Below are 19807 nucleotides of genomic sequence, written 5' to 3'. Positions count from 1 at the left end.
GCCGGTGGCCCGGCCGCTTCGAGCAAGCGCGGGGCCACCGGCACGTCGACGGTCACGCAGCGCTCACACCCGCTGCCACAACGCCGGTACGTTCGGCGGCTCCCAGCCCGTCTGGGCCTGGTGGCCCTGGAGGCAGCGGTAGGTGGCGCCGCCGTACGTGACGGTGGAGCCCGCCTGGTAGACGGTGCCCGCCGCCCAGGTGCCGCCGGGCTCACCGGGCTCACCGGGCTCGCCCGGGTCCCCGGGTCCCGATGTGGTGGTCTTCAGGGTGAGGCCGTAGTTCTGGAGGATGGGGTTGATCGGCTGGAAGTAGGTCGTTCCGCCGCTCGTGCAGTTGCCGGAGCCGCCCGAGGTGACGCCCTGGGCCTGGCTGCCGGAGATGAACGAGCCGCCGGAGTCGCCCGGTTCGGCGCACACCGAGGTGCGGGTGACCCCGGAGATGGTGCCCTCCTGGTAGGTCACGCTGGTGTTGAGCTGCTGCACGGTGCCGCAGTGCCAGCCCGTCGTGGAGCCGGAGCGGCACACGGAGGAGCCGACGGTGGCCTGGGTGGACCCGGCGACCTGCGCGCTGGAGCCGTTGACGTTCGGTGTCGCGGTCCAGTTGGAGTTCGTGGCGACCCACGCCATGTCGTTGCCGGGGAAGACGGACGCCTGGAACGTGCCCTGCGCGACCCGGTTGGAGCCGGAGGTGGTGGCGCCCGCGCGGCCGCAGTGGCCGGCCGTGGCGAAGCCCTGCTGGGTGGCGCGGGTGACCGGGAAACCGATGGAGCAGCGGCTGCCGCTGCCTATGTAGTAGGCGTCGCCGCCGCGCAGGTCGTAGAGCGGGCGCGGCTGTTCGGTGGCCCGCTCGATCCGGGTGAGGGAGGCGTCGACACCGGCCACGGCGAGGAGGGAGCGGGCGGCGCTCGCCCGGGTCGCCTGGACGACCAGCTTGTTGGCGGTGACGTCGACGTACCAGACGGGTGTGCTGGTGGTGGCGTGACGTGTGGCGGCCCGGTCGACACGTGTCTTGGCGGCGTCGAGCGCGGCCAGGGTGTGGTCCACGACGACGGCGTCGGCGCCCCGCGCGCGGATGGCGCGTACGTCGGCCGGGTCGGTCGTGGCCACGGTCAGGGTGTCGGACAGTGTTCCGCTCACCCAGGCGCCCGCGAAGTCTGTGCCGACGGCGGCGCGCAGGCGGCCCGCGGTGGCGCCCGCCTCGGCCTCGTTGGCCAGGCGGCGGTCCGCCTGCTGCCGGGTGAGGCCGAGGTCGCGCTGGAGCGCGGCGAGGAGGGCGGGCAGGGCCGCGTCGGTGCGCAGCGTCTCGGCGGCCGTCGGAGCGGCGGGGGAAGGGGCCGCCCCGGCGTGTGCGGAGCCGGTGAGCCCGGAAACGAGCAGGGCACCGGCCGCCGCGACGGCGGCACATGTGGCCTTGAGGTGTCTGTGGGGCATGGGGAGGTCTCCTGGGGATCGGTGGATCTGTGGATCGCTGAACCGTGGTGGATCTGTGGATCTGTGGATCTGTGGGGAGTGCCGACACCGTAGGAGCACCCGTCGCGGCCCGTAAGACGTCAGCCGACCCCCTGCCCGCGCGTTATGGAACCGCGTGCCGCGGAGCCGCGCGTCATGGAATCGGCGGTGGGGTGCGGGCGCAGGTCCGGTGCCGGGCGGGGCACGGCGTCCGCTGCCGGGCGGGGCACGGCGTCCGCTGCCGGGCGGGGCACGGCGTCCGCTGCCGGGTGGCGCTGGGCGAGCCAGTGCGCGTAACTGCCGCTGCGCGCCGCCGCGTTCGCATGCGCCTCGCGCGCCTGGGCCAGCACGATCGCCGCGGTGTCCGGCCGCTGTCCGGTGGGGAGCCAGCCGAGCAGATGCCGCCACGACAGGGGCGTACCGGCGATCGGACGGATGGTGAGGCCGGGTGTCGGCGGGAAGGTGGCGCGGCACAGGCCGATCGCCCGGCCGACCTGCACGAGGTGGACGCAGGACGCGGTGTCCGTCTCGTACATGCGCCGGGGCGTGAAGCCGGAGCGGGCGCAGGCCGCCGTGAAGCAGTCCGCGAAGCAGCCGTCGCCCGGGACGCACGACCACTCCTCGTCCGCCAGCGCGGTGAGTTCGACCTCCCGGCCGCGGGCGAGGCGGTGACCGTCGGCGAGCATGACGAAGACCGGGTCGACGGCGATCTCCTCCCACCGGACCCGCGGGGACTCCGGCGGTTCCGGCGGCGGGGCCAGGCCGCACGCGCCGGTGAGCACGAAGTCGAGGCTGTCCTCGGTGAGCAGCTTGGCGAGTTCACGCTCCGACCAGGAGGCGCAGGTGGTCACGGTGGTGGCGGGCGCGGCGTCGGCGAGCCGGTCCACCAGGGCGCCGAGAAGCGGTCCGTGCGTCCCGCCGAGCCGCAGCCGCGACCGGGGCCGGTCGCCGTCCGGACGGGTCCGGGCGAAGCGGGCGGCTTCGCGCTGGAGTTCGCTGACGGCGGGCAGCACGATGCGGGTACGTTCGAGGACCAGCTCGCCGAGGGCGGTGGTCCGTACGCCGTGCCGGCCGCGCTCGAAGAGTTCCCCGCCGAGGGCTCGTTCGATGCGCTTCAGCTGTGCGCTGAGGGCGGGCTGCGCGACTCCGAGCACCACCGCCGCCCGGGTCAGGCTGCCGGCGTCCGCGATGGCCCGGATGGTCTTGAGATGCCTCAACTCCAGCTCCATGAGGGGAGCTTGCGGCGGGCGGAAGGAACGGGCAAGGGGTTGGTACAGACCAGAACGGGAACGCATGTGCGCGACCCGGCCGGTGTCCGTGAGAGAAGCGCGATGGATGGAAGGAGCGAGACCGATGGAAGGAGCGCGGCGGATGGAAGGAGCGCGACCGAAGGAAGGAGCGCGACCGAAGGGAAGAGCGCGACCGGTGCGCAACACCACCGTCCTACCGGGAACCCCGAGCCTGCCGGCCGGCGCGGGGGACGTGCCGCTCCACCGCCTGGAGCTGGCCGGGCCCGGCGCCCCGCCGTTCGCCGCCGGCTCCTTCGAGGAGGTGGGCCCGTTGTCCCGGTGGGACCGGCCGCACCGGCACACCTTCTACGAGATCGTGCATGTCCGGGCGGGTTCGGGGGCCCACGTCGCCGATCTCGCCCGGTGGCCGGTGCGGCCCCCGCAGCTGGCGGTGATCCTGCCCGGCCAGGTGCACCACTGGGAGGGCGGCCGGGGCCCCGAGGGTTCGCTCGTCCTGTTCACCGACGACTTCCTGGTGGACCACCCGGGCGACCGCGAGGTGCTGCGGGAACTCGGGGCGCGCTGCTGGTTCGGGCTCGACACCGAGCACGACCGGTCGATCCGGACCCTCGTCGCCGAGTTGATCGCGGAGCACCGGCAACGCGCCGCCGGGCACGAGAGCGTCCTGCGCTCGCTGCTCCACGTCCTCGTCGTCCGCGCCGCCCGGCTGCCCGCCGACGACGGGCCGAGCCGGGTGCCGCGCGCCGAGGGGCGTACGGCCGCCGTGGCCGAGGAGTTCGCGCGGCTCATCGCCCGGCCCGAAGCGGCGGCCCTGAGCGTGCGGGAGTGTGCCGAGCGGCTCGGAGTCACACCTGGCTACCTCACTCAGGCGGTGCGGGCGGCGACCGGGCGTCCGCCCGGCCGCCTGCTCATCGAGACACGTGTCTACCTGGCGCAACAACTCCTCGCACACACCGAGTTGTCCGTACGGCAGGTCGCCGCCCGCACCGGCTTCGACGACCCCGCCTACTTCGGGCGGTTCTTCCGGCGCGAGACCGGCAGCAGCCCCGGCGCCTTCCGAAAACACCACAGCCGTGCACATGAGTCCCTCGAACCACCTCCCGCGCCCGCCTAGCTTCGGTGCCCACCACCCCCCCCCACGAGGAGGAGACATGGACGAAGCAGGCACGCGCGGCCCGGAACCGGACGGCCTCGGCGCCGACGGCTCGGCGGACTCTCCCCGGCTGATCCGCCGCAAGACGGTGCTGCGCGCGGCGCTCGCGGCCACCGCCGCGATCCCCGTCGCCCTGGTCGCCGGCCCGGCCCTGGCCCGTACGGTGGCGACGAACGGCGGAACACCGGAGCTGACCCCGGAGTGCGACGACGGCGACGACCCCACCCCGGAGCAGATCGAGGGCCCCTACTTCAAACCGAACTCACCGCAGCGCTCCAACCTCCGGGAGTCCGGCATGCCCGGCACCCCGCTCACCGTGACCGGCTACGTCTTCGGCCGCGCCTGCCTCCCCGTGTCCGGCGTCCTCCTCGACTGGTGGCAGGCGGACGCGGGCGGCGCCTACGACAACACGGGCTTCCGGCTGCGCGGGCACCAGTTCACCGACTCCCGGGGCTCGTTCACGCTCACCACGATCCTGCCGGGCCTGTACCCGGGGCGCACGCGGCACCTGCACGTCAAACTGCAGGCGCCCGGCCGCCGGGTCCTGACCACGCAGCTGTACTTCCCGAACGAGCCGCGCAACAACACCGACAGCATCTTCGACCCGCGGCTGCTCATGAACGTACGGGACGGGGGCGGCGGCCGGGAGGCGGCCTTCGACTTCGTCCTCGACGTGCCGCAGGATCCGGGCCCCGGCACACCCACTCCGCCGGGCGGCACATGGGCCGTGGGCGCCACCTACCGGGCAGGTGACCGGGTCACGTATGCGGGCCGCGCCTACGTGTGTCTCCAGGCACACACGGCCCAGCCGGGGTGGGAGCCGCCGAACGTGCCCGCACTGTGGCGGGCCGCTTGAGCCGACGGCCGAACGGGTCTCCTGACGGGCCCCGGCCGGCCGTGCGGCGGCACGCCCGCGGACCTCCTCGCGGGGTTGCCCTCTCGGCCGACCAGGGGGGAAGGCCGGACACAGGGACATCAGTGCTGATTGCCTGCGACCGGAGCGATGGCGAGGACTGCGTGGGGCAGGTCGGCAGTCCGCCGACGAGTGACCCTGCCATCGCTCCGGGAGCTCCGGGAGCTCCGGGAGCTCCCGGAGTTCCGGGTGTTCGGGGTGTTCGGGAGTTCCGGTGTTCCGGACGTTCCGGGACCGCCGCGGCCGAGGCCCGGTGCGCCGGTACCTGCCCGCCGACCCCGACGCCGTCGTCAACCGGCCTGAACCGGTGTGACATGCGGGCGCAGGGCGCGCAGGAAGCCGGGTGCGCCGAAGAGCTCGCCCGCCGAGACCACACCGGCGGCGCGCGCGTTCCCGGCCAGGATGCGCGCGACCGCCTCGACGGACGCCTTGCCCGCCGCATGTGTGCCAGGTGTGGGTCCCAACCGTTCAGTCCGTAGGCGATGTGTGCCGCTGCGCCGCCGCTTCAACCGCACCCCGGGCGTCCCGCCCGACACCTACCGGCGCACGTTCCGCACTCGCACCGGACCGTCAAAGTCCGCCAGATTGCTAGGCATATTGTTAACAATCCCGTAGCGTGCGTGAGCCCGACGATCCGTCCTCGTTAAGGGGATACCTATGCGGAGGCAGTCTGTGTTTCTCGGTCGTGACGCGCTCGCCCACCAGCCGGTCGCCTACCAGCCGCTCGCCCGTTCGTGGGGGAAGGGGACCGGCCGCCGCCGCCGCCTCCTGCGCGGCGCGGCGTTCGCGAGTTCCCTCGTCCTCGCGGCGATCGCGGTGCCGACCTCCGTCGCGGCGGCGGCCCCGCTGCCCGGCGGTGGTCACACGGCGGACCCGCAGGACACCGCCCTCGACTTCGACTCCGCCGCCTACACGACGATCACGGTCTCGGTCGACGGCCGGCCGGTGCAGGTGCGCTGGTACAAGGAGATCTGCTACGTCGCGAACCCCGTGGCGGCGGCGGCCCAGCAGCCGGGCGGCCCCGGCGGGGGCACCACCACGATCTCCAACCCGGCGTGCGGCTACCAGAGCATGAACGTGTTCGTCCCCGAGAGCGCCTTCGGCGACCAGCGCACACCGGTCTACTTCGCGGTCAACAACAGCGGCTGGAAAGCCAGTCATATACGAGCGAGCGTCACCGACGGCGCCTCCTACAGCAGCTCCACGAGCAATGTGGGTGCCGTGCTGAAGGCGGGCTATGTGTTCGTCGACGTGGCCAACCGCAGCCGCGGCCTGGTAGGCGCCGACGGCACAGCTACCGGCAAGGCCCCGGCCGCGGTGGTCGACGCCAAGGCCGCCGTACGCTACCTGCGCCTCAACGACGCCGCCATGCCCGGCAGCGCCGAACGCATCGTCATCAACGGCACCAGCGGCGGCGGCGCCCTCGTCTCGATCCTGGGCGCCTCCGGCAACAGCCCCGCCTACGACCGCTACTTGGCCGAGATCGGCGCGGCCGGGATCGACGCCAAGGGCCGCAGCACACTGCGCGACGACGTCTTCGCCGTCAACGCCTACTGCCCGATCACCGACCTGGGCAACGCCGACATCGCCTACGAGTGGCTGTTCAACGTCCTCGGCACCCGGGACGCCACCGACTCCAACCCCTCACCGGCCGACGCGACCGCGCTCGCCCAGCGTTTCGCCGAGTACGAGCGCGGCCTCGGACTGCGCAACCCCGACGGCTCGCGGCTGACCACGGCGACGCTGCTCGACACCATCAGGATGGAAGTAGTCCGCTCCGCGGAGACCTACCTCAAGGCGGACTCGGCGCACACCATCCCGGCCCTCGGCGGCACGTTCGAGATCACCTCGGGCGGTCCCGGGGGTCCGCCCACCACGACCTCGTACGTCAACGACTGGATCGACGTCGACACCGCCACCGGCAAGGTGCGCTCCCTCGACATGGAGAACTACCTCGCCTTCGTCGCCACGCAGGCGAAGCCGAAGACGACCCCCGCCTTCGACGCCCTCGGCGTCAACGGCTCCACCACCAGCGGCACCGAGACCGACCTCTTCGGCCCGCCGACCCAGCGGTACATGAACTACACCGCGTACAGCTGGGACCACAACGACGTGGCCGGGGACGGCAGCGGCCTCGACGACACCGGCCTGACCTGGAAGCAGTACACGGCGAAGAAGAGCACCACCGTCGACGACCAGGTCCGCCTCATCAACCCGATGGACTTCATCGGCACCGGCGCCGACACCGCCCCGAACTGGTACGTCCGCCACGGCACCCGCGACCGCGACACCGCGTTCACCGTCTCGCTCAACCTCGACCGGGCGCTCGCCGCCGACAAGCAGGTCGAGAACCTGGACTACCGGCTCGCCTGGAACCAGCCGCACGCCGGGAACTACGACGTGCCCGAGGCCATGGCCTGGATCGCCGGCGCCGTCCGCGAGGCGGGCGACCCGCTCACCGGGCACAGGAGTTAGCCGGTACGCACCACCTGGGCCCGTTCCTCCCGCTGCCCCTCGGCCGCGGCGAGGCGGGCCCGGCGTGTGCGGGGACCGAACAGCGCCAGGACGACAGCGCCGACGAGCCAGGTGCCGGCGATGAAGTAGAAGACGCTGCGGTATCCGTGGCTGCTGTAGAGCGCCGCCACGATCAGCGGGCCCGCGGCGTTCGACAGGCGGCCGAGCCCGTAGGAGACGCTCGTGCCGAGCGAACGGCCGTGGGTGTCGAAGAGTTCGGGCGAGTAGGCGTACGCCAGTGCCGTGTAGCCGCGCTCGAAGAAGTTCACCAGGAAACCGAAGACGACGATCAGGACCGGGCTGAACGTGAGCCCGTACAGCAGGCCGCACACCGCGATGACCGCGCCGAACACGGCCAGCGACCACTTCCGCTCGAAGCGGTCCGTGACGAGGGAGGCGAGGTACGAGCCGAGCGGTGCGCCCACCGTCGTGAGGGCCGCGTAGAAGACGGACTTCTCGACGCTCATGCCCTCCTTGGCCAGCAGCGTCGGCGCCCAGCTCGAATAGCCGAAGAAGCCGATGGTCTGGGTGACCCACAGGACCGTCAGGAGCAGGGTCGGGCAGAGGTACTTCTTCTGCAGGAGCAGCCGCAGCGGGGCCTTCCGGAAGACGGCCGCTTCGACCGGGGGCGCGGGCTCGGGGAGCGGTCCCTTCTCCGCCGCGACCTGCGTCTCTATCTCGCGCAGCACCTTGTCCGCGGCCGCGTGGTCGCCCCGGCTCTCCAGCCAGCGCGGTGACTCCTTGAGCCGCCGCGTGAAGAAGACCAGCAGGACGCCGAGCGAACCCCACAGGTAGACCAGGCGCCACGACCAGTCGCTGAGCGGCACGACGGCGCTCGCGATCAGATTGGTGACCGGCGTGCCGCAGATGCCGATGACGATGGCGTAGGCCTGGTACTTGCCGCGTACGGCCGCCGGATACATCTCGTTGACGTAGACGACGGCGACCACCGTCATCGCCGACAGGCCCGCCGACGTCAGGACGCGGAACACGCCGAGGGACGCCAGGTTCCAGGAGAAGACCGAGGCGAACGAGAAGAAGGCGAAGAAGAACGTCGTCTGGAGCAGGGCCTGTTTGCGTCCCCAGCGTTCGGCGACGGCGCCGCCGACGACGGAGCCGATGAACATGCCGAAGAACGACAGGGAGGTGACATAGGCGACCTGGTCGACCGTCACCCCCCACACGTCGATGAGTTTCGGCGCCGTGGTGGCGAAGCTGTTGATGTCCGCGAACTCGAAGAAGTAGGCGAAGGAGACGGCGATCAGGGTGAGCTTGTGGAACCGGGAGACGGGCAGCCTGTCGAGCCGGTTCAGTGCGTTGGCGGGTGACGCGTTGGAGGGGGAGGCGTTGGCGGGTGAGGCGTTGGAGGGTGACATGTGACGCCTTCGTCAGATGGTTGGGCGTGCCGTGCGGCGGGGCGAGGGTTCAGGCGTCCTCGCCGGGCCAGTACAGGCGCATCGGGTTGTCGACGAGGAGCCTTCGCTGCTGCTCCTCGTCCACCGCCACCTGCGGCAGGTGGTCGACGAGGAGTCCGTCGTCGGGCATGTGGTCGGTGAGGTTGGGGTGCGGCCAGTCCGTGCCCCACAGCACCCGGTCGCCGAACTCCTCGACGACGCGGCGTCCGAAGGGGACGACGTCGGTGTAGGGGTGCCGCTCGCCGTGGAGCGCGGCCGGTCCGGTGATGCTGAGCCGCTCGGGACACGTCACCTTCACCCACACGTCGTGCCGGTCGACGAAGCGCAGGAACCGGCTGAACTCCGGCCCGTCGGCGCCCTTGGCGACGTCCGGACGCCCCATGTGGTCGATGACCAGAGGTGTGGGCAGCGAGCCGAAGAACCCTTCGAGCTCGGGCAGGTCCGCGCTCTCGAAGTACAGGACGATGTGCCAGCCGAGCGGGGCGATCTTCCGCGCGATGGTGGTGAGCGCGGCCGTGGGCGGCGCGTCCACCAGACGCCGTACGAAGTTGAAGCGCACCCCGCGCACGCCCGCGGCGTCGAGGGCGAGCAGCTCGGACTCGGCGACGTCCGGACGGACGGTGGCGATGCCGCGCGCCCGGCCGCCCGCCGCGCGGACCGCGTCGACCATGGCGGAGTTGTCCGCGCCGTGGCAGGTGGCCTGCACGATCACATTGCGGGCGATGCCCAACTGGTCGCGCAGTGCGAAGAGTTGCTCCTTCCCGCCGTCGCACGGGGTGTACTTGCGCTCGGCTGCGAAGGGGAACGCGGCCTGCGGGCCGAAGACGTGACAGTGGGCGTCGACGGCGCCGGCGGGGAGTCGGAACGTCGGCCGGGACGGGTTCTGGTACCAGTCCAGCCAGCCGGGGGTCTTCGGGGAAAGTGTGTGCATGGTTTGGTCTCCGGGCTGATCCTCAGGGGGCGTGGCGCTCAGCGGCCTTGTCGCTTCAGCAGGGCGTCGAGGCGCGGATAGACGGTGCGGGCGTTGTGCTCCTGGACCGCCGCCAGGTCCTCCGCGGACAGGTGTGACGCCTCCGCGTAGCGCCGCGTGTCGTCGAAGTGGTGGCCGGTGCACGGGTCGATGTCCCGGACGGCGCCGATCATCTCGGAGGCGAAGAGGATGTTGCGGGCCGGGACGACGTCGTAGAGGAGGTCGGAGCCCGGCTGGTGGTACACACACGTGTCGAAGAAGACATTGCCGAGCACGTGCTCCTCCAGCGGCGGCTTTCCGAGCGCCATCGCCAGACCGCGGAACCGGCCCCAGTGGTAGGGAACGGCTCCGCCGCCGTGCGGGATGACCAGGCGCAGGGTCGGGAAGTCGCGGAACAGGTCGCCCTGCACCAGCTGCATGAACGCCGTGGTGTCGGCGTTGAGGTAGTGCGCGCCGGTGGTGTGGAACGCCGGGTTCACACTCGTACTGACGTGGATCATGGCCGGGACGTCGTACTCCACCATCTTCTCGTAGACGGGGTACCACGAGCGGTCGGTGAGCGGCGGCGCGCTCCAGTGGCCGCCCGACGGATCCGGGTTGAGGTTCACCGCGACCGCCCCCAACTCCTCGACGCAGCGCGTGAGTTCGGGAACGCAGGTGGCCGGGTCGACGCCGGGGGACTGCGGCAGCATCGCGGCCGGGGCGAACCGGTCCGGGTACAGCGCGCCGACCCGGTGGCACAGGTCGTTGCAGAGCGCCGCCCAGGCCGCCGAGGTCGCGAAGTCCCCGACGTGATGCGCCATGAACGAGGCGCGCGGCGAGAAGACCGTCAGGTCGATGCCGCGCTCGTCCATGAGGCGCAACTGATTCGGTTCGACGGACTCGCGCAGTTCGTCGTCGCTGATCCGCAGATCCGTACGGGCGGGGGAGAGGGCGGGGTCGGTGAGCGAGGCGATCTGCCGCTCGCGCCAGGCCGCGAGGGCGGGCGGCGCGGTCGTGTAGTGACCGTGACAGTCGATGATCATGGTGGGTGTCCTTACGGGTCCGGCTCGTCGTCGTCGACGCCCGCAGCCTCACCCCGTGCGAACCGCCCGCCGACGGCCCGCACACCGAACTAACCGTCCCTTAACATTCGGGGCCCTCCGCCGACCGCCGTGACCGCCGCTCCCAGCCGCGTGGTCTACATTCGTCGGGCGGTGTCCGCACAGACATCGCAGATGGGAGGTGGTGCACGTGCAGATTCTGCTGGCCGAGGACGACGACGGCGTGGCCGCCGCGCTCCTCGAAGTCCTCTACGACCACGGGCACGACACCCGGCGGGTCCGGCACGGCCGGGAGGTGCTGACCTACCACCGCGGATCCGATCTGCTCCTCCTGGATCTGGGGCTGCCCGACATCGACGGCCTCGACGTCCTGCGCTCCCTGCGGGCGGTCAGCGACATGTCGGTCGTGGTGCTCACCGCGCGCGGCGACGAACGGTCGGTGGTGCGCGGGCTGCGCCTCGGCGCCGACGACTACCTGGTCAAACCGGTCCGTCTCGCGGAGCTCCTCGCCCGCATCGACGCCGTCACCCGCCGCTCGGCGGCGCGCGGCGCGCCCGAGGCCCGCAAGGTGCGGGCCGGTGACGTCGAGATCGACCTCGACGCGCGGCGGGTCGTCGCCGACGGCACCGACATCGAGCTGACCACCAAGGAGTTCGACATCCTCGCGGTCCTCGCCGCACGCGCCGGTACGGCCGTCAGCCGCGAACAGGTCCTCGACGAGGTGTGGGGCGAAGCCCAGCACGCACGCTCCCGCTCCCTCGACGTGCACCTCACCCAGCTCAGGACCAAACTCGACCGCCCCCACCTGCTCACGACGATCCGCGGCTTCGGCTACCGGTTCGGCGACGCGGCGGACTGAGGAACCGCCGCGTGCGCAAGAGGGTCCAGGCCGCGCTCCTGGCGTTCGTGGTGCTCACCGTCGCCGCGTTCGCCGTCCCGCTGCTCTTCTTCACCGCGTCCGACCGCACGCAGGAACTGGTGCTCGCCCGCAGCTCCGACCTCGACCGCTTCGGCTCGCTCATGGACCAGGCCGCGACCACCGGCGACGTCTCGGGCCTCGCCGCCGAGGCGCGGCGCTACACGCGGCTGTACGGAGAGGCGCTGGTCGTCACCGACACCGGCCACGAACCCGTCGTCGAGACCGGCGGCATGCGCGCCGCCGACCCCGCCGTGTCCCGGCTCATCGACGCGGCCCTGCGCAACCAGACCGCGCACCCGACGAGGTCGTTGACCCCCTGGTCACGCGGGTACCGGATGTTCGCCGAGCCCGCGGGCACCGGTACCCGCGTCTCCGGCGCCGTCGTCCTGCGCGCCTCCGTGCGCACCGCCGCGAACGACATCACCTGGCGCTGGGCCGCCGTCCTCGCCGCCGCCGCACTGGTCGCCGTCGGCTGCACGGCCCTGGCCCGCGCGGTCACCCACTGGGTGGTCGGACCGCTGCGCCGCCTCGACCGCGCCGTGGGCCGCCTCGCCGCCGGACTGCCGCCCGCGCACACCCGGGCCTCGGGCCCGCCCGAGCTGCGCCAGCTGGCCACCGGGTTCAACCGGATGGCGAGCACGGTCACCGCCGCCCTCGAACAGCAGCGCCGCCTCGTCGCCGACACCTCCCACCAGATGCGCAACCCCATGGCCGCCCTCAGGCTCCGTGTCGACGCCCTCCACACCCACCTGCCCGCCACGGCGAACCGCACGTACACCGGAGTCACCACCGAACTCGACCGTCTGGAGACCCTGCTCGACGACATGCTCGCCCTCGCCACGGCCGAGCACCGCGCCGGAGAGCTGACCGTCGGCGACGGACCCGCCGTCTCCTGCGACGCGGCCGCGGTCGCCGCCGAGCAGCACCGGCGCTGGGAACCGGTCGCGCGCCGCGCGGGAGCGCACCTCACCGTGGGGACCGCCGGCCCGGCTCCGGCCGTTTGCACGGAGCACGAACTGGCCCAGATCACCGACGTCCTCCTCGACAACGCCATCAAATACGGCGGGGCCGAGATCACCCTCCGCTGCACGGCCGAGGGGCCGTGGGCCGTCCTCGCCGTCACCGACGACGGTCCGGGCCTGGACGCAGAGGAGCTCGACCGGGCCACGCAACGGTTCTGGCGCTCGGGCCGACAGTCCGGCACGACCGGCACCGGCCTGGGCCTCGCCATCGCCGAGCAACTCCTCGCAGGCCGCGGCGGCCGCCTGGAGCTGCGCCCCGCCACACCCCACGGCCTGTCCGCGCGGGCGGTCCTGCCGCGCGCCGACGCGGCGGACGGTGCCCGGTGAACCGCCGCACCGCCCTGCGCGCCGCGCTCGGCACCACCGCCGCCGTCGCCCTGGCGGGCGTCCTCGCGGGCGACGGGTCCGCCCGTGCGCACGGCCCCAGCGCCGTACTGCGCCTGGCGACCGGCGAACCGACCGCGTTCTACGAGGCCTTCGGCCACCTGCTCGCCGAGCAGCTCGCAGCCGAACACCCCGGCCTCGACTGCCGCGTCCGCACCACCGCGGGCAGCGTCGACAACATCGGGCTGCTGCGCGACCGCCGCGCCGACCTCGCCCTCGTCCTGACCGCCACCGCCCAGGACGCGGCGGGCACCGACGTCTTCCCGCGCCCCGTGCCGCTGCGCGCGATCGGCCGGGTGTACGAGACCTACCTCCAGTTCCCCGTACGCGCCGACGCGGGCGTGCGGAGCGTGGCCGACCTGCGCGGCCGCGTCGTCTCGCTCGGGCCCCCGGGCTCCGGTGCCGCCGTGTTCGGCCGACGGCTGCTGCGCGCCGCGGGCCTTTCGGCGCCCTCGGACGTCGACGTGCGCCACCTGCCGCTGAACGAGGCGGCGCGCGCGATGGCGGCCGGCACCGTCGACGGGCTGCTCGTCGCGGGCGGCGTCCCCCTGCCCGCCCTGAAGCGCCTCGACGAGGGGCCCGGCCTGCGCTTCCTGCCGCTGGCAGCTCTGCTGCCCCGCCTCGGCGGCCCGGAGAGCCGCGCGGGAGCGGGCCTGGAGCAGGTCTCGTTCCCCCCGGGCGCCTACCGCACGGCGGGCGGCGTCGCCACCATCGGCGTCTCCAACCTCCTGGTCTGCCGCCCGGACCTGGACCGCGACGTGGCCGAGGCGCTGGCCCGCCTGCTGGTCCGCCGCGCCACCTCCCTCGTCCCCGGCAACGCCGTGGGCACCCAGTTCCTGGACGTACGCAGCCTGATCGGAACCGGGGGCGTCGCGCTGCATCCCGGGGCGGCTGCGGCGTACCGCGCGCTGCACGGCTAGCCGCTACGGCGGACGGCCCAGGACCCCGGGCGCGGGGCCGCTTCGAACGGTCTCCACCTGCATATCTAGAATCGAACGTGTGACCGACCGTGCGCCGCTTACCCGCCTCGACCTGCTGCGTTTCCTCAAACGCGTCCAGGAGCAGGACCTCGCGCGCACCAACCGGTGGATCGCGGACGAGGAGCGGTGTGAGACGGAACGCGCCCGTGGAGCGGCGGCCCGGCCGCCGGACCCGGACTGGCTCGTCGAACGCGGACTCCAGGGCCGCCACGCGGTCTACGTGCACATCGGCGGCTGCCACATGGCGGGCAAACGGTCCCGCGCCGCCACCCGCGACCAGGCGCGGCAGTCCCTCGACAGCGGCGTCGACGCGTGCCCGCACTGCCGGCCGGACACCGCGCTCGGCGTGCTGGAGTAGGGCCCGGCCGGTCCCGGGTCCGGCTCCGGGTGCGTGGATCTGGGGCGCGGCTCACCCTGGAGTCGTGGGGGCCCGAGCGCATCGCCGCGCAACCGCGTATCCACCCGGGAGGAACCGTGAACCCCGTGAACCCCGTAAGTAACGTGAGCTCTCCGAACCCCTTGAACCCTGACTTCTGCGACGTCCCACCGCTCTGTCCTTCCTGCGGAAGCCCGATGAAGGAGCTCATGGACGAGCGGTCGTTCGATCCCAGGACGGGCCATGTGCATCAGCGCTGGGAGTGCCCGGACGCCAAGCTGAGCGGTCACCCGACGCGGTAGCGCTCGGCAGCCTGCCTGTCGAGGGCGAGGCCGTGGCCCGCTGGTCCCGGTCCTGCCTGACAGGACATGGGTAACCGTGGAGGTGCCCCGGAAAACTAACCGGCGCGCACGGCCGTGGTGGCCAGCGTCATGTACTGCATCGTGAAGCGGCCCCCCAGCGCGTCGATGGCGGAGCCGACCGCCTCCAGTATCCCGGCCAGTTGACCGGGGCGGAGCCGGGTGAGGGTGCCCGTGGTGGGGAGCAGGTTCAGCCAGGCGTCGCGCGTGTAGGTCCGCTCCCAGTCGAACCGCCACTGTTCCGGTGCGTCGAACTGCCCCGCCGCCCGGATCTGGTCGGCGATCTTCGCGTACCCGGCCAGGTACACGGCCGGCGGACGCCGGGCAGGCTGGCCGCTGAACGGGGAGTCGGGCGCCACTTGGCGGTAGGCGGCCGCGAACGGCTCGGCCACTTCGGCAGGCGGCTCGAAGACGTGCCCGAAGACGGCCAGGAGCCCGCCTGGGCGCAGCACTCGGGCGGCCTTCGCCGCGCCGACGGCCGGGTCCACCCAGTGCCACGACTGGGCGGCGGTCACCGCGTCGAAACGACGGCCGTCCGGCTCCCACGCCTCGAAGCTCGCCACCTCGATCCGCACCCCGCGGGCGCGTGCGCGCTCGGCCATCCGCGCGTCGGGCTCGACGCCGAGCACGGTGCAGCCGGCGGCCTGGAACTGACGGGCCGCGATGCCCGTCCCGCAGCCGACGTCGAGAACGTGCGGACCCGGGCTCGCGGCGGCGATACGGGCGACGAGTTCCTCGGGGTAGCCGGGGCGGGCCTCGTCGTAGCGTTCCGCGTCGGACCCGAAGGACTCGGCCGTCCGACGGGCTTGATGGGGCTGCTCCGGTTCGGGCTGCTCCGGTCCGGGGTGCTCCGGTCCGGGGTGTTCCGGCTCTCGCGGCGGTAAAATGGGCATGCGTTCACTTTAATGGGCGGGCGCCCACTTGTTAACGAGTCGGACGAGAGGAGAATCCCGAGTGCCGACCGGAGTGCACCTTCGCGACGCGCGGCAGCAGCTCTTCGACGCCGCCGAACGCGTACTGCTGCGCACGGGCCCGAACGGGCTGACCAGCAGGGCCGTCACCGACGAGGCGGCCTGCTCCAAAGGCGTCCTGCACCGGCACTTCGCCGACTTCGACACCTTCCTCGCCGAACTCGTGCTGGACCGGGCCGCCCAGGTCGAGGCCGAGGCGCGGGCGCTGCGCGAGGCCGTCGGCACCGCGACCGTGACCGACAACCTCACCGGGGCGCTGACCACGCTGTTCGGGCCCGTCGTCGTCGCGATCATCCCGCTCATCACATTCCGGGACGAGCTGCGCGCACGCCTCCGCCAGGCCCTGCCCGGCGACGGCGCGGGAAGCGGTGGCGGCGGGGTGGCGATCCTCTCCCACGTCACCGCCGCGGTCTGCGACTACCTGACCGAGGAGCGCGCGGCCGGCCGCATCGCCGCCGACGCCGACGTCGACTCGCTCACCCTGTCACTGGTGGGCGGCGCCCACCTCCTCTTCGCCGACCGCGACCCCGGCCCGCCCACCGAGGCGACCGTCGGCAAACTGGTGACGACAGCCCTCGCCGACGTCCTACGCCGCCGCCCTTCCTAGCGTCCGGCCGACGAGCGAGGCGCGGTGCCGGCAGGCCCCAGCCACGACCCGTCGCGCAGGACGACCCTCTCCCGGAGCTCCGGCTCCCCACGCCACGCCCGTACCGTCCTGGGGGTCACACGTATGTACAGGTATGACGCCTCCTCCGCGCGTGGGTCCCAGCCGAACTTGTCCGCGAACGACTCCGCCGCGTCGGCCGGTACCGTCTCGTCCACGTAGCTCTCGGCCTCGCCCTGGAGGAGTACGACGTCGAAGGTGTCCGGCAGCGACAGGCGTACGCGCGGCTCCGCGTGGATGTTGCGCGCCGTCGCGGACGCGGCGCCGGTGCACACCCACACGGCCCGCCCGTCCCAGAGGAACCACAACGGCACTTGATGCGGACCGTGGTCGGGGTGCGCGGTCGACACCCACATGTCCCGCTCGGTGGCGAGCCGTTCCAAGGTGTCGCGTACACGCTCCGCCGTCGTCCGGCGGCCGGCGGTTCCCGTGGTGTCGTCCATGGGGACCGACCCTAGACAGGCGGGTGGGGCCCGCGCCTGAGGCGCAGGTCCTACTCCCAGCGACCTATGCGACCTGTGTGGCCTATGCGACCTGTGCGGCCCCTGCCTGCAGATGGCGGACACGCCGCTGCCCCGGTACGGGGACGAGGTCCGTGGGACCCGTCGTCCGTGACCGGGGCAGCCGCGGCGGTCGGTCAGACGCGCGCGACCGGGGAGCGGTCGGCGGCCGAGGCGCGCATGCCCGCGACCGTCATCGCCACGACGAGCAGCGCGGCGAGCGCGGCGACGACCGCCGACAGGGCGGGGAGCGGCGACGGAGTACCGTCGGGGCGCAGCGCCTGCGTGAGCGAGTCGAAGCCGAGCCGGTTGTCGACCAGGTGTCCGATGACGAGCGCACCAGCCACCAGGGTGGCCGCCACGGGTACGGACAGCGAGCGGCTCACGCAGAGCGCGATGCCCGCCGCGGCGCAGATGGCGGAGATGCCGATCGCCGCGGAGACGCTGAACGCCGACCCGTGCGACCAGTCCATCGGGAAGTGGGCCGCCGCGCAGAGCAGCATCAGCACACCCGCGGCGCGCCGCATCCAGACCAGGGGAGTGGCCGGGCCGCGCTGCTGCTCCTGCCGCCGGCCGGGGGCGTCCGATGCCGCCTCGGCCGCGGAGTACGCGGGCTCGGCGGGCGGCGCGGCCTGCTCGGCGGGGACGACGGGGGTCGCCTCGACCACGGGCGCGCCGCCACGCCTGTTCTCGCTCAGGTTGTTGATGAGCTGGAGCAGGTCCTCGACGGACCTGCTGGTGGCGGCGGTGTGCACCGCCTCGGCACCGGTGCGCGGGTCGTGCGTCGCGGTGGAGAGCAGCTGTACGAGGCGGGTGACCTCCGGGATGGGCCGCTCCTGGGTGGCGTGCCGGATCGCCTCGTCCATGTGGTCCGCGGGGTACTCGGGCGGGCCGAGCAGCTCCACGAGGCGGGTGACGTCGTCCACGGGGCGGGCGACGGCGGCGAGCCGGAGGACGGACGCGGCGGTCGGCGCACCGTCGGGCATCTGCTCCAGACGGGACACCAGATCGGCGATGTCGTCCAGGGGCCGCGACATGACGGCGATGCGCAGCAGCTTGTCGACGGCTTCGCGGTCGGCGTCGGGGGTCGGCTCCAGGGGGACGGGCTCCGCGGGGAACGGCTCCGCGGGGAACGGTTCGGCGGCCACCTGAGCCACGTACCCCTGAGGGGTGCCGCGGTCGGCATCGACGGTCGGCTCGGCGGGCGGCGCGGGAGCGGGCTCCGTCGCCGGGACCGGCTCCGCGACCGGGACCGGCTCCGCGGCGGGGACCGGCTCCGCCGCGGGGACTGGAGCCGCGTTCTCCTGCGCGACACCGGTACCGGGCGCGGCGGTCTGCGGCGCGTACGCCGGTGGTGCGCCCACCGGGCGCACGTGCGTCCCCTGCGGCATCGGCGCCGGCGGGGCGGGAGGCGGAGGTGGGGCGGTGACTTGAGCGGTGCCCCAGTGGACGGGCGTCGAGACCTGGGGGTCGCCGGCCCCCGATGTCCCGGGCTCGGCGGAATATGACTCAGCGGCCATCTTCGCTTCTCCATTCCAGCGGGCTTCCTCGCCCCGCGCATGAGCGTTATCCCGTTGTATGCACGCTTCTTTCGCCCCGCCACCGGAACGGCCGCTTGGTGGTACGTACTGCATCTCCCGGGGGAACACGTGGGGAGCACGGGGGAGTGGGCGGCGAACCGCCGCGCCGGATCAGACGAGGAGTCAGACGTGTCCCAGACGGCCGACGTGTCACCGACGATGGAGTCCGTGTACGCCCGCGTCCGGCGGGAGGCCGCCGCGCGGGCCGACCGCCTGTGGGACGTGAGCCTCGCGCTGCACCGCGAGCCGGAGACCGCCTACGAGGAGTACGCGGCGGCCACCCTCCTCGCGGGTGAACTGGAGCGGGAGGGTTTCGAGGTGGAGCGCGGCCTCGCGGGCCTGCCCACCGCCTTCGCCGCCCGTACGGGTTCGGGCGCGGGCCCGCGGGTGGCGCTCCTCATGGAGTACGACGCGCTGCCGCTCCTGGGCCACGCGTGCGGGCACAACCTCATCGCCTCCGCCGGTCTGGGCGCGGCCCTGGCGCTGCGGGCCGCGCTCGGCGAGCCGGCCGGCTCCCTCCTCGCCGTCGGCACCCCGGCGGAGGAGAGCGGGGGCGGCAAGGTGGCAGAGGTCGCGGCGGGCGTGTTCGACGGGGTCGACGCGGCGCTGATGTTCCACCCAGGGGTGTACGACTGGGCCTGGGCGCCGCTGACGGCGAGCGCGCGGCTGCGGATCGGCTTCCACGGCAGGGCGGCGCACCCGACCGGCAACCCCACGGAGGGCATCGACGCGCTGGGCGCGCTCATCCAGTTCTTCAACACGCTCGGCGTACTGGACCGGCGGCTGCCCCGGGGTTCACACGTCCAGGGCATCGTGACGGACGGGGGCCGGGCCACGAACATCGTGCCCGAGTACGCGGAAGGGCTGTTCGGGCTGCGCGGAGGTACGAGTACCGCGCTCGCGGAGCTGATCGAGGAGGTACGGGTGTGCGCGGAGGGTGTGGCCGGGGCGACACGTACGACGGTGGAGGTGGCCGAAGCCGGCGGCAGGTATGAACACTTCCGGGACAACGAGGTGTTGTCGGGGGCGTTCGCGTACCACCTTCAGCGCTCCGGCATCACCCTGTCGCAGCCCACGCCGGGTATCTACCTCGGCTCGTCCGACATCGGCAACGTCAGCACGCGGGTGCCCGCGATCCACCCGTTCGTGGCGATCACGGGTTCGGAGAACTCCGACCACACACCCGAGTTCGCGCGGGCGGCGGCCGGTCCGCGCGGCCGTGCCGTGATGCTGGCCTCGGCGGAGGCGCTGGCCTGCACCGCGGCGGACGTACTGCTCCGTACGGAGGTGCGGGACCGGGCCTGGGCCCTCTTCGGGGAGAAGGCGGCCGAGGGCCTGTGAACCG

The 19807-nt window shown here is 73.0% G+C and carries 18 protein-coding genes; 9 read left to right on the top strand and 9 right to left on the bottom strand.

Annotated elements, in window-relative coordinates; genetic code table 11:
* Positions 1 to 63: 63 nt before the first annotated feature.
* Positions 64 to 1431: a carbohydrate-binding protein gene (locus ACH4RC_RS27110; RefSeq protein WP_398205589.1), complete on the bottom strand. Its 1368-nt coding sequence runs from the start codon at positions 1429 to 1431 to the stop codon at positions 64 to 66.
* 119 nt (positions 1432 to 1550) lie between these two features.
* Positions 1551 to 2678, bottom strand: a complete 1128-nt coding sequence (locus ACH4RC_RS27105; RefSeq protein ID WP_398205588.1) for a LysR substrate-binding domain-containing protein — start codon at positions 2676 to 2678, stop codon at positions 1551 to 1553.
* 196 nt (positions 2679 to 2874) lie between these two features.
* Here ACH4RC_RS27105 and ACH4RC_RS27100 point away from each other — a divergent pair, with 196 nt between their 5' ends.
* Positions 2875 to 3813, top strand: a complete 939-nt coding sequence (locus ACH4RC_RS27100; protein WP_398205586.1) for a helix-turn-helix domain-containing protein — start codon at positions 2875 to 2877, stop codon at positions 3811 to 3813.
* A gap of 37 nt (positions 3814 to 3850) precedes the next feature.
* Complete coding sequence (locus ACH4RC_RS27095; RefSeq protein WP_398205584.1) at positions 3851 to 4708, top strand: carbohydrate-binding protein; 858 nt, start codon at positions 3851 to 3853, stop codon at positions 4706 to 4708.
* A gap of 347 nt (positions 4709 to 5055) precedes the next feature.
* On the opposite strand, the gene ACH4RC_RS27090 is transcribed toward ACH4RC_RS27095, so the two are convergent.
* The gene (locus tag ACH4RC_RS27090; protein ID WP_398205582.1) at positions 5056 to 5229 is read right to left on the bottom strand and encodes a hypothetical protein; all 174 of its coding nucleotides are present in this window, start codon (positions 5227 to 5229) and stop codon (positions 5056 to 5058) included.
* Between the two features lie 208 nt (positions 5230 to 5437).
* Between ACH4RC_RS27090 and ACH4RC_RS27085 the strand changes: the two genes are divergently transcribed.
* Positions 5438 to 7240 carry a subtype B tannase gene (locus ACH4RC_RS27085; protein WP_398205581.1) on the top strand — a complete coding sequence of 601 codons (1803 nt, stop codon included), beginning with the start codon at positions 5438 to 5440 and terminating at the stop codon, positions 7238 to 7240.
* On the opposite strand, the gene ACH4RC_RS27080 is transcribed toward ACH4RC_RS27085, so the two are convergent.
* From ACH4RC_RS27080 to ACH4RC_RS27070, 3 genes are read right to left on the bottom strand one after another with little or no spacing between them, the layout of a single operon-like run.
* Positions 7237 to 8655 (bottom strand): MFS transporter, encoded by a 1419-nt coding sequence (locus ACH4RC_RS27080; protein WP_398205579.1) that lies wholly within the window; start codon positions 8653 to 8655, stop codon positions 7237 to 7239. The two genes, ACH4RC_RS27085 and ACH4RC_RS27080, sit on opposite strands and share 4 nt — an antisense overlap.
* A gap of 49 nt (positions 8656 to 8704) precedes the next feature.
* A complete protein-coding gene (locus ACH4RC_RS27075; RefSeq protein WP_398205578.1) occupies positions 8705 to 9625 on the bottom strand; it encodes an amidohydrolase family protein in 921 nt (306 codons plus the stop codon).
* Between the two features lie 38 nt (positions 9626 to 9663).
* Positions 9664 to 10689, bottom strand: a complete 1026-nt coding sequence (locus ACH4RC_RS27070) for an amidohydrolase family protein (RefSeq protein WP_398205576.1) — start codon at positions 10687 to 10689, stop codon at positions 9664 to 9666.
* Positions 10690 to 10897: 208 nt separating this feature from the next.
* On the opposite strand from ACH4RC_RS27070, the gene ACH4RC_RS27065 reads away from it, so the two are divergent.
* From ACH4RC_RS27065 to ACH4RC_RS27050, 4 genes are all read left to right on the top strand, one after another.
* Positions 10898 to 11566 carry a response regulator transcription factor gene (locus tag ACH4RC_RS27065; protein ID WP_398205574.1) on the top strand — a complete coding sequence of 223 codons (669 nt, stop codon included), beginning with the start codon at positions 10898 to 10900 and terminating at the stop codon, positions 11564 to 11566.
* A gap of 11 nt (positions 11567 to 11577) precedes the next feature.
* Complete coding sequence (locus ACH4RC_RS27060) at positions 11578 to 12975, top strand: sensor histidine kinase (protein WP_398205573.1); 1398 nt, start codon at positions 11578 to 11580, stop codon at positions 12973 to 12975.
* Entirely contained in the window at positions 12972 to 13952 is a 981-nt protein-coding gene (locus ACH4RC_RS27055; protein WP_398205571.1) for a TAXI family TRAP transporter solute-binding subunit, read from the top strand. The genes ACH4RC_RS27060 and ACH4RC_RS27055 overlap by 4 nt, the downstream gene beginning before the upstream one ends.
* 79 nt (positions 13953 to 14031) lie before the next feature.
* Positions 14032 to 14370, top strand: coding sequence for a DUF6233 domain-containing protein (locus ACH4RC_RS27050; RefSeq protein ID WP_398205569.1), 339 nt, complete (start codon positions 14032 to 14034; stop codon positions 14368 to 14370).
* A gap of 415 nt (positions 14371 to 14785) precedes the next feature.
* On the opposite strand, the gene ACH4RC_RS27045 is transcribed toward ACH4RC_RS27050, so the two are convergent.
* Positions 14786 to 15640 carry a class I SAM-dependent methyltransferase gene (locus ACH4RC_RS27045; RefSeq protein WP_398205568.1) on the bottom strand — a complete coding sequence of 285 codons (855 nt, stop codon included), beginning with the start codon at positions 15638 to 15640 and terminating at the stop codon, positions 14786 to 14788.
* A gap of 61 nt (positions 15641 to 15701) precedes the next feature.
* Here ACH4RC_RS27045 and ACH4RC_RS27040 point away from each other — a divergent pair, with 61 nt between their 5' ends.
* Entirely contained in the window at positions 15702 to 16325 is a 624-nt protein-coding gene (locus ACH4RC_RS27040; protein WP_398205566.1) for a TetR/AcrR family transcriptional regulator, read from the top strand.
* Here ACH4RC_RS27040 and ACH4RC_RS27035 read toward each other — a convergent pair.
* The gene (locus ACH4RC_RS27035; RefSeq protein WP_398205565.1) at positions 16322 to 16825 is read right to left on the bottom strand and encodes a pyridoxamine 5'-phosphate oxidase family protein; all 504 of its coding nucleotides are present in this window, start codon (positions 16823 to 16825) and stop codon (positions 16322 to 16324) included. The two genes, ACH4RC_RS27040 and ACH4RC_RS27035, sit on opposite strands and share 4 nt — an antisense overlap.
* A gap of 194 nt (positions 16826 to 17019) precedes the next feature.
* The gene (locus ACH4RC_RS27030; RefSeq protein WP_398205563.1) at positions 17020 to 18402 is read right to left on the bottom strand and encodes a hypothetical protein; all 1383 of its coding nucleotides are present in this window, start codon (positions 18400 to 18402) and stop codon (positions 17020 to 17022) included.
* A 219-nt stretch (positions 18403 to 18621) separates the two neighbouring features.
* Between ACH4RC_RS27030 and ACH4RC_RS27025 the strand changes: the two genes are divergently transcribed.
* Positions 18622 to 19803 carry an amidohydrolase gene (locus ACH4RC_RS27025; protein WP_398205778.1) on the top strand — a complete coding sequence of 394 codons (1182 nt, stop codon included), beginning with the start codon at positions 18622 to 18624 and terminating at the stop codon, positions 19801 to 19803.
* Positions 19804 to 19807: the final 4 nt, after the last annotated feature.

This window comes from Streptomyces sp. NPDC016845 (genome assembly GCF_044332585.1).
Taxonomy (GTDB): domain Bacteria; phylum Actinomycetota; class Actinomycetes; order Streptomycetales; family Streptomycetaceae; genus Streptomyces.
Note: the sequence above shows the minus strand (reverse complement) of the source record. Positions and strands in the feature narration are given on the sequence as shown.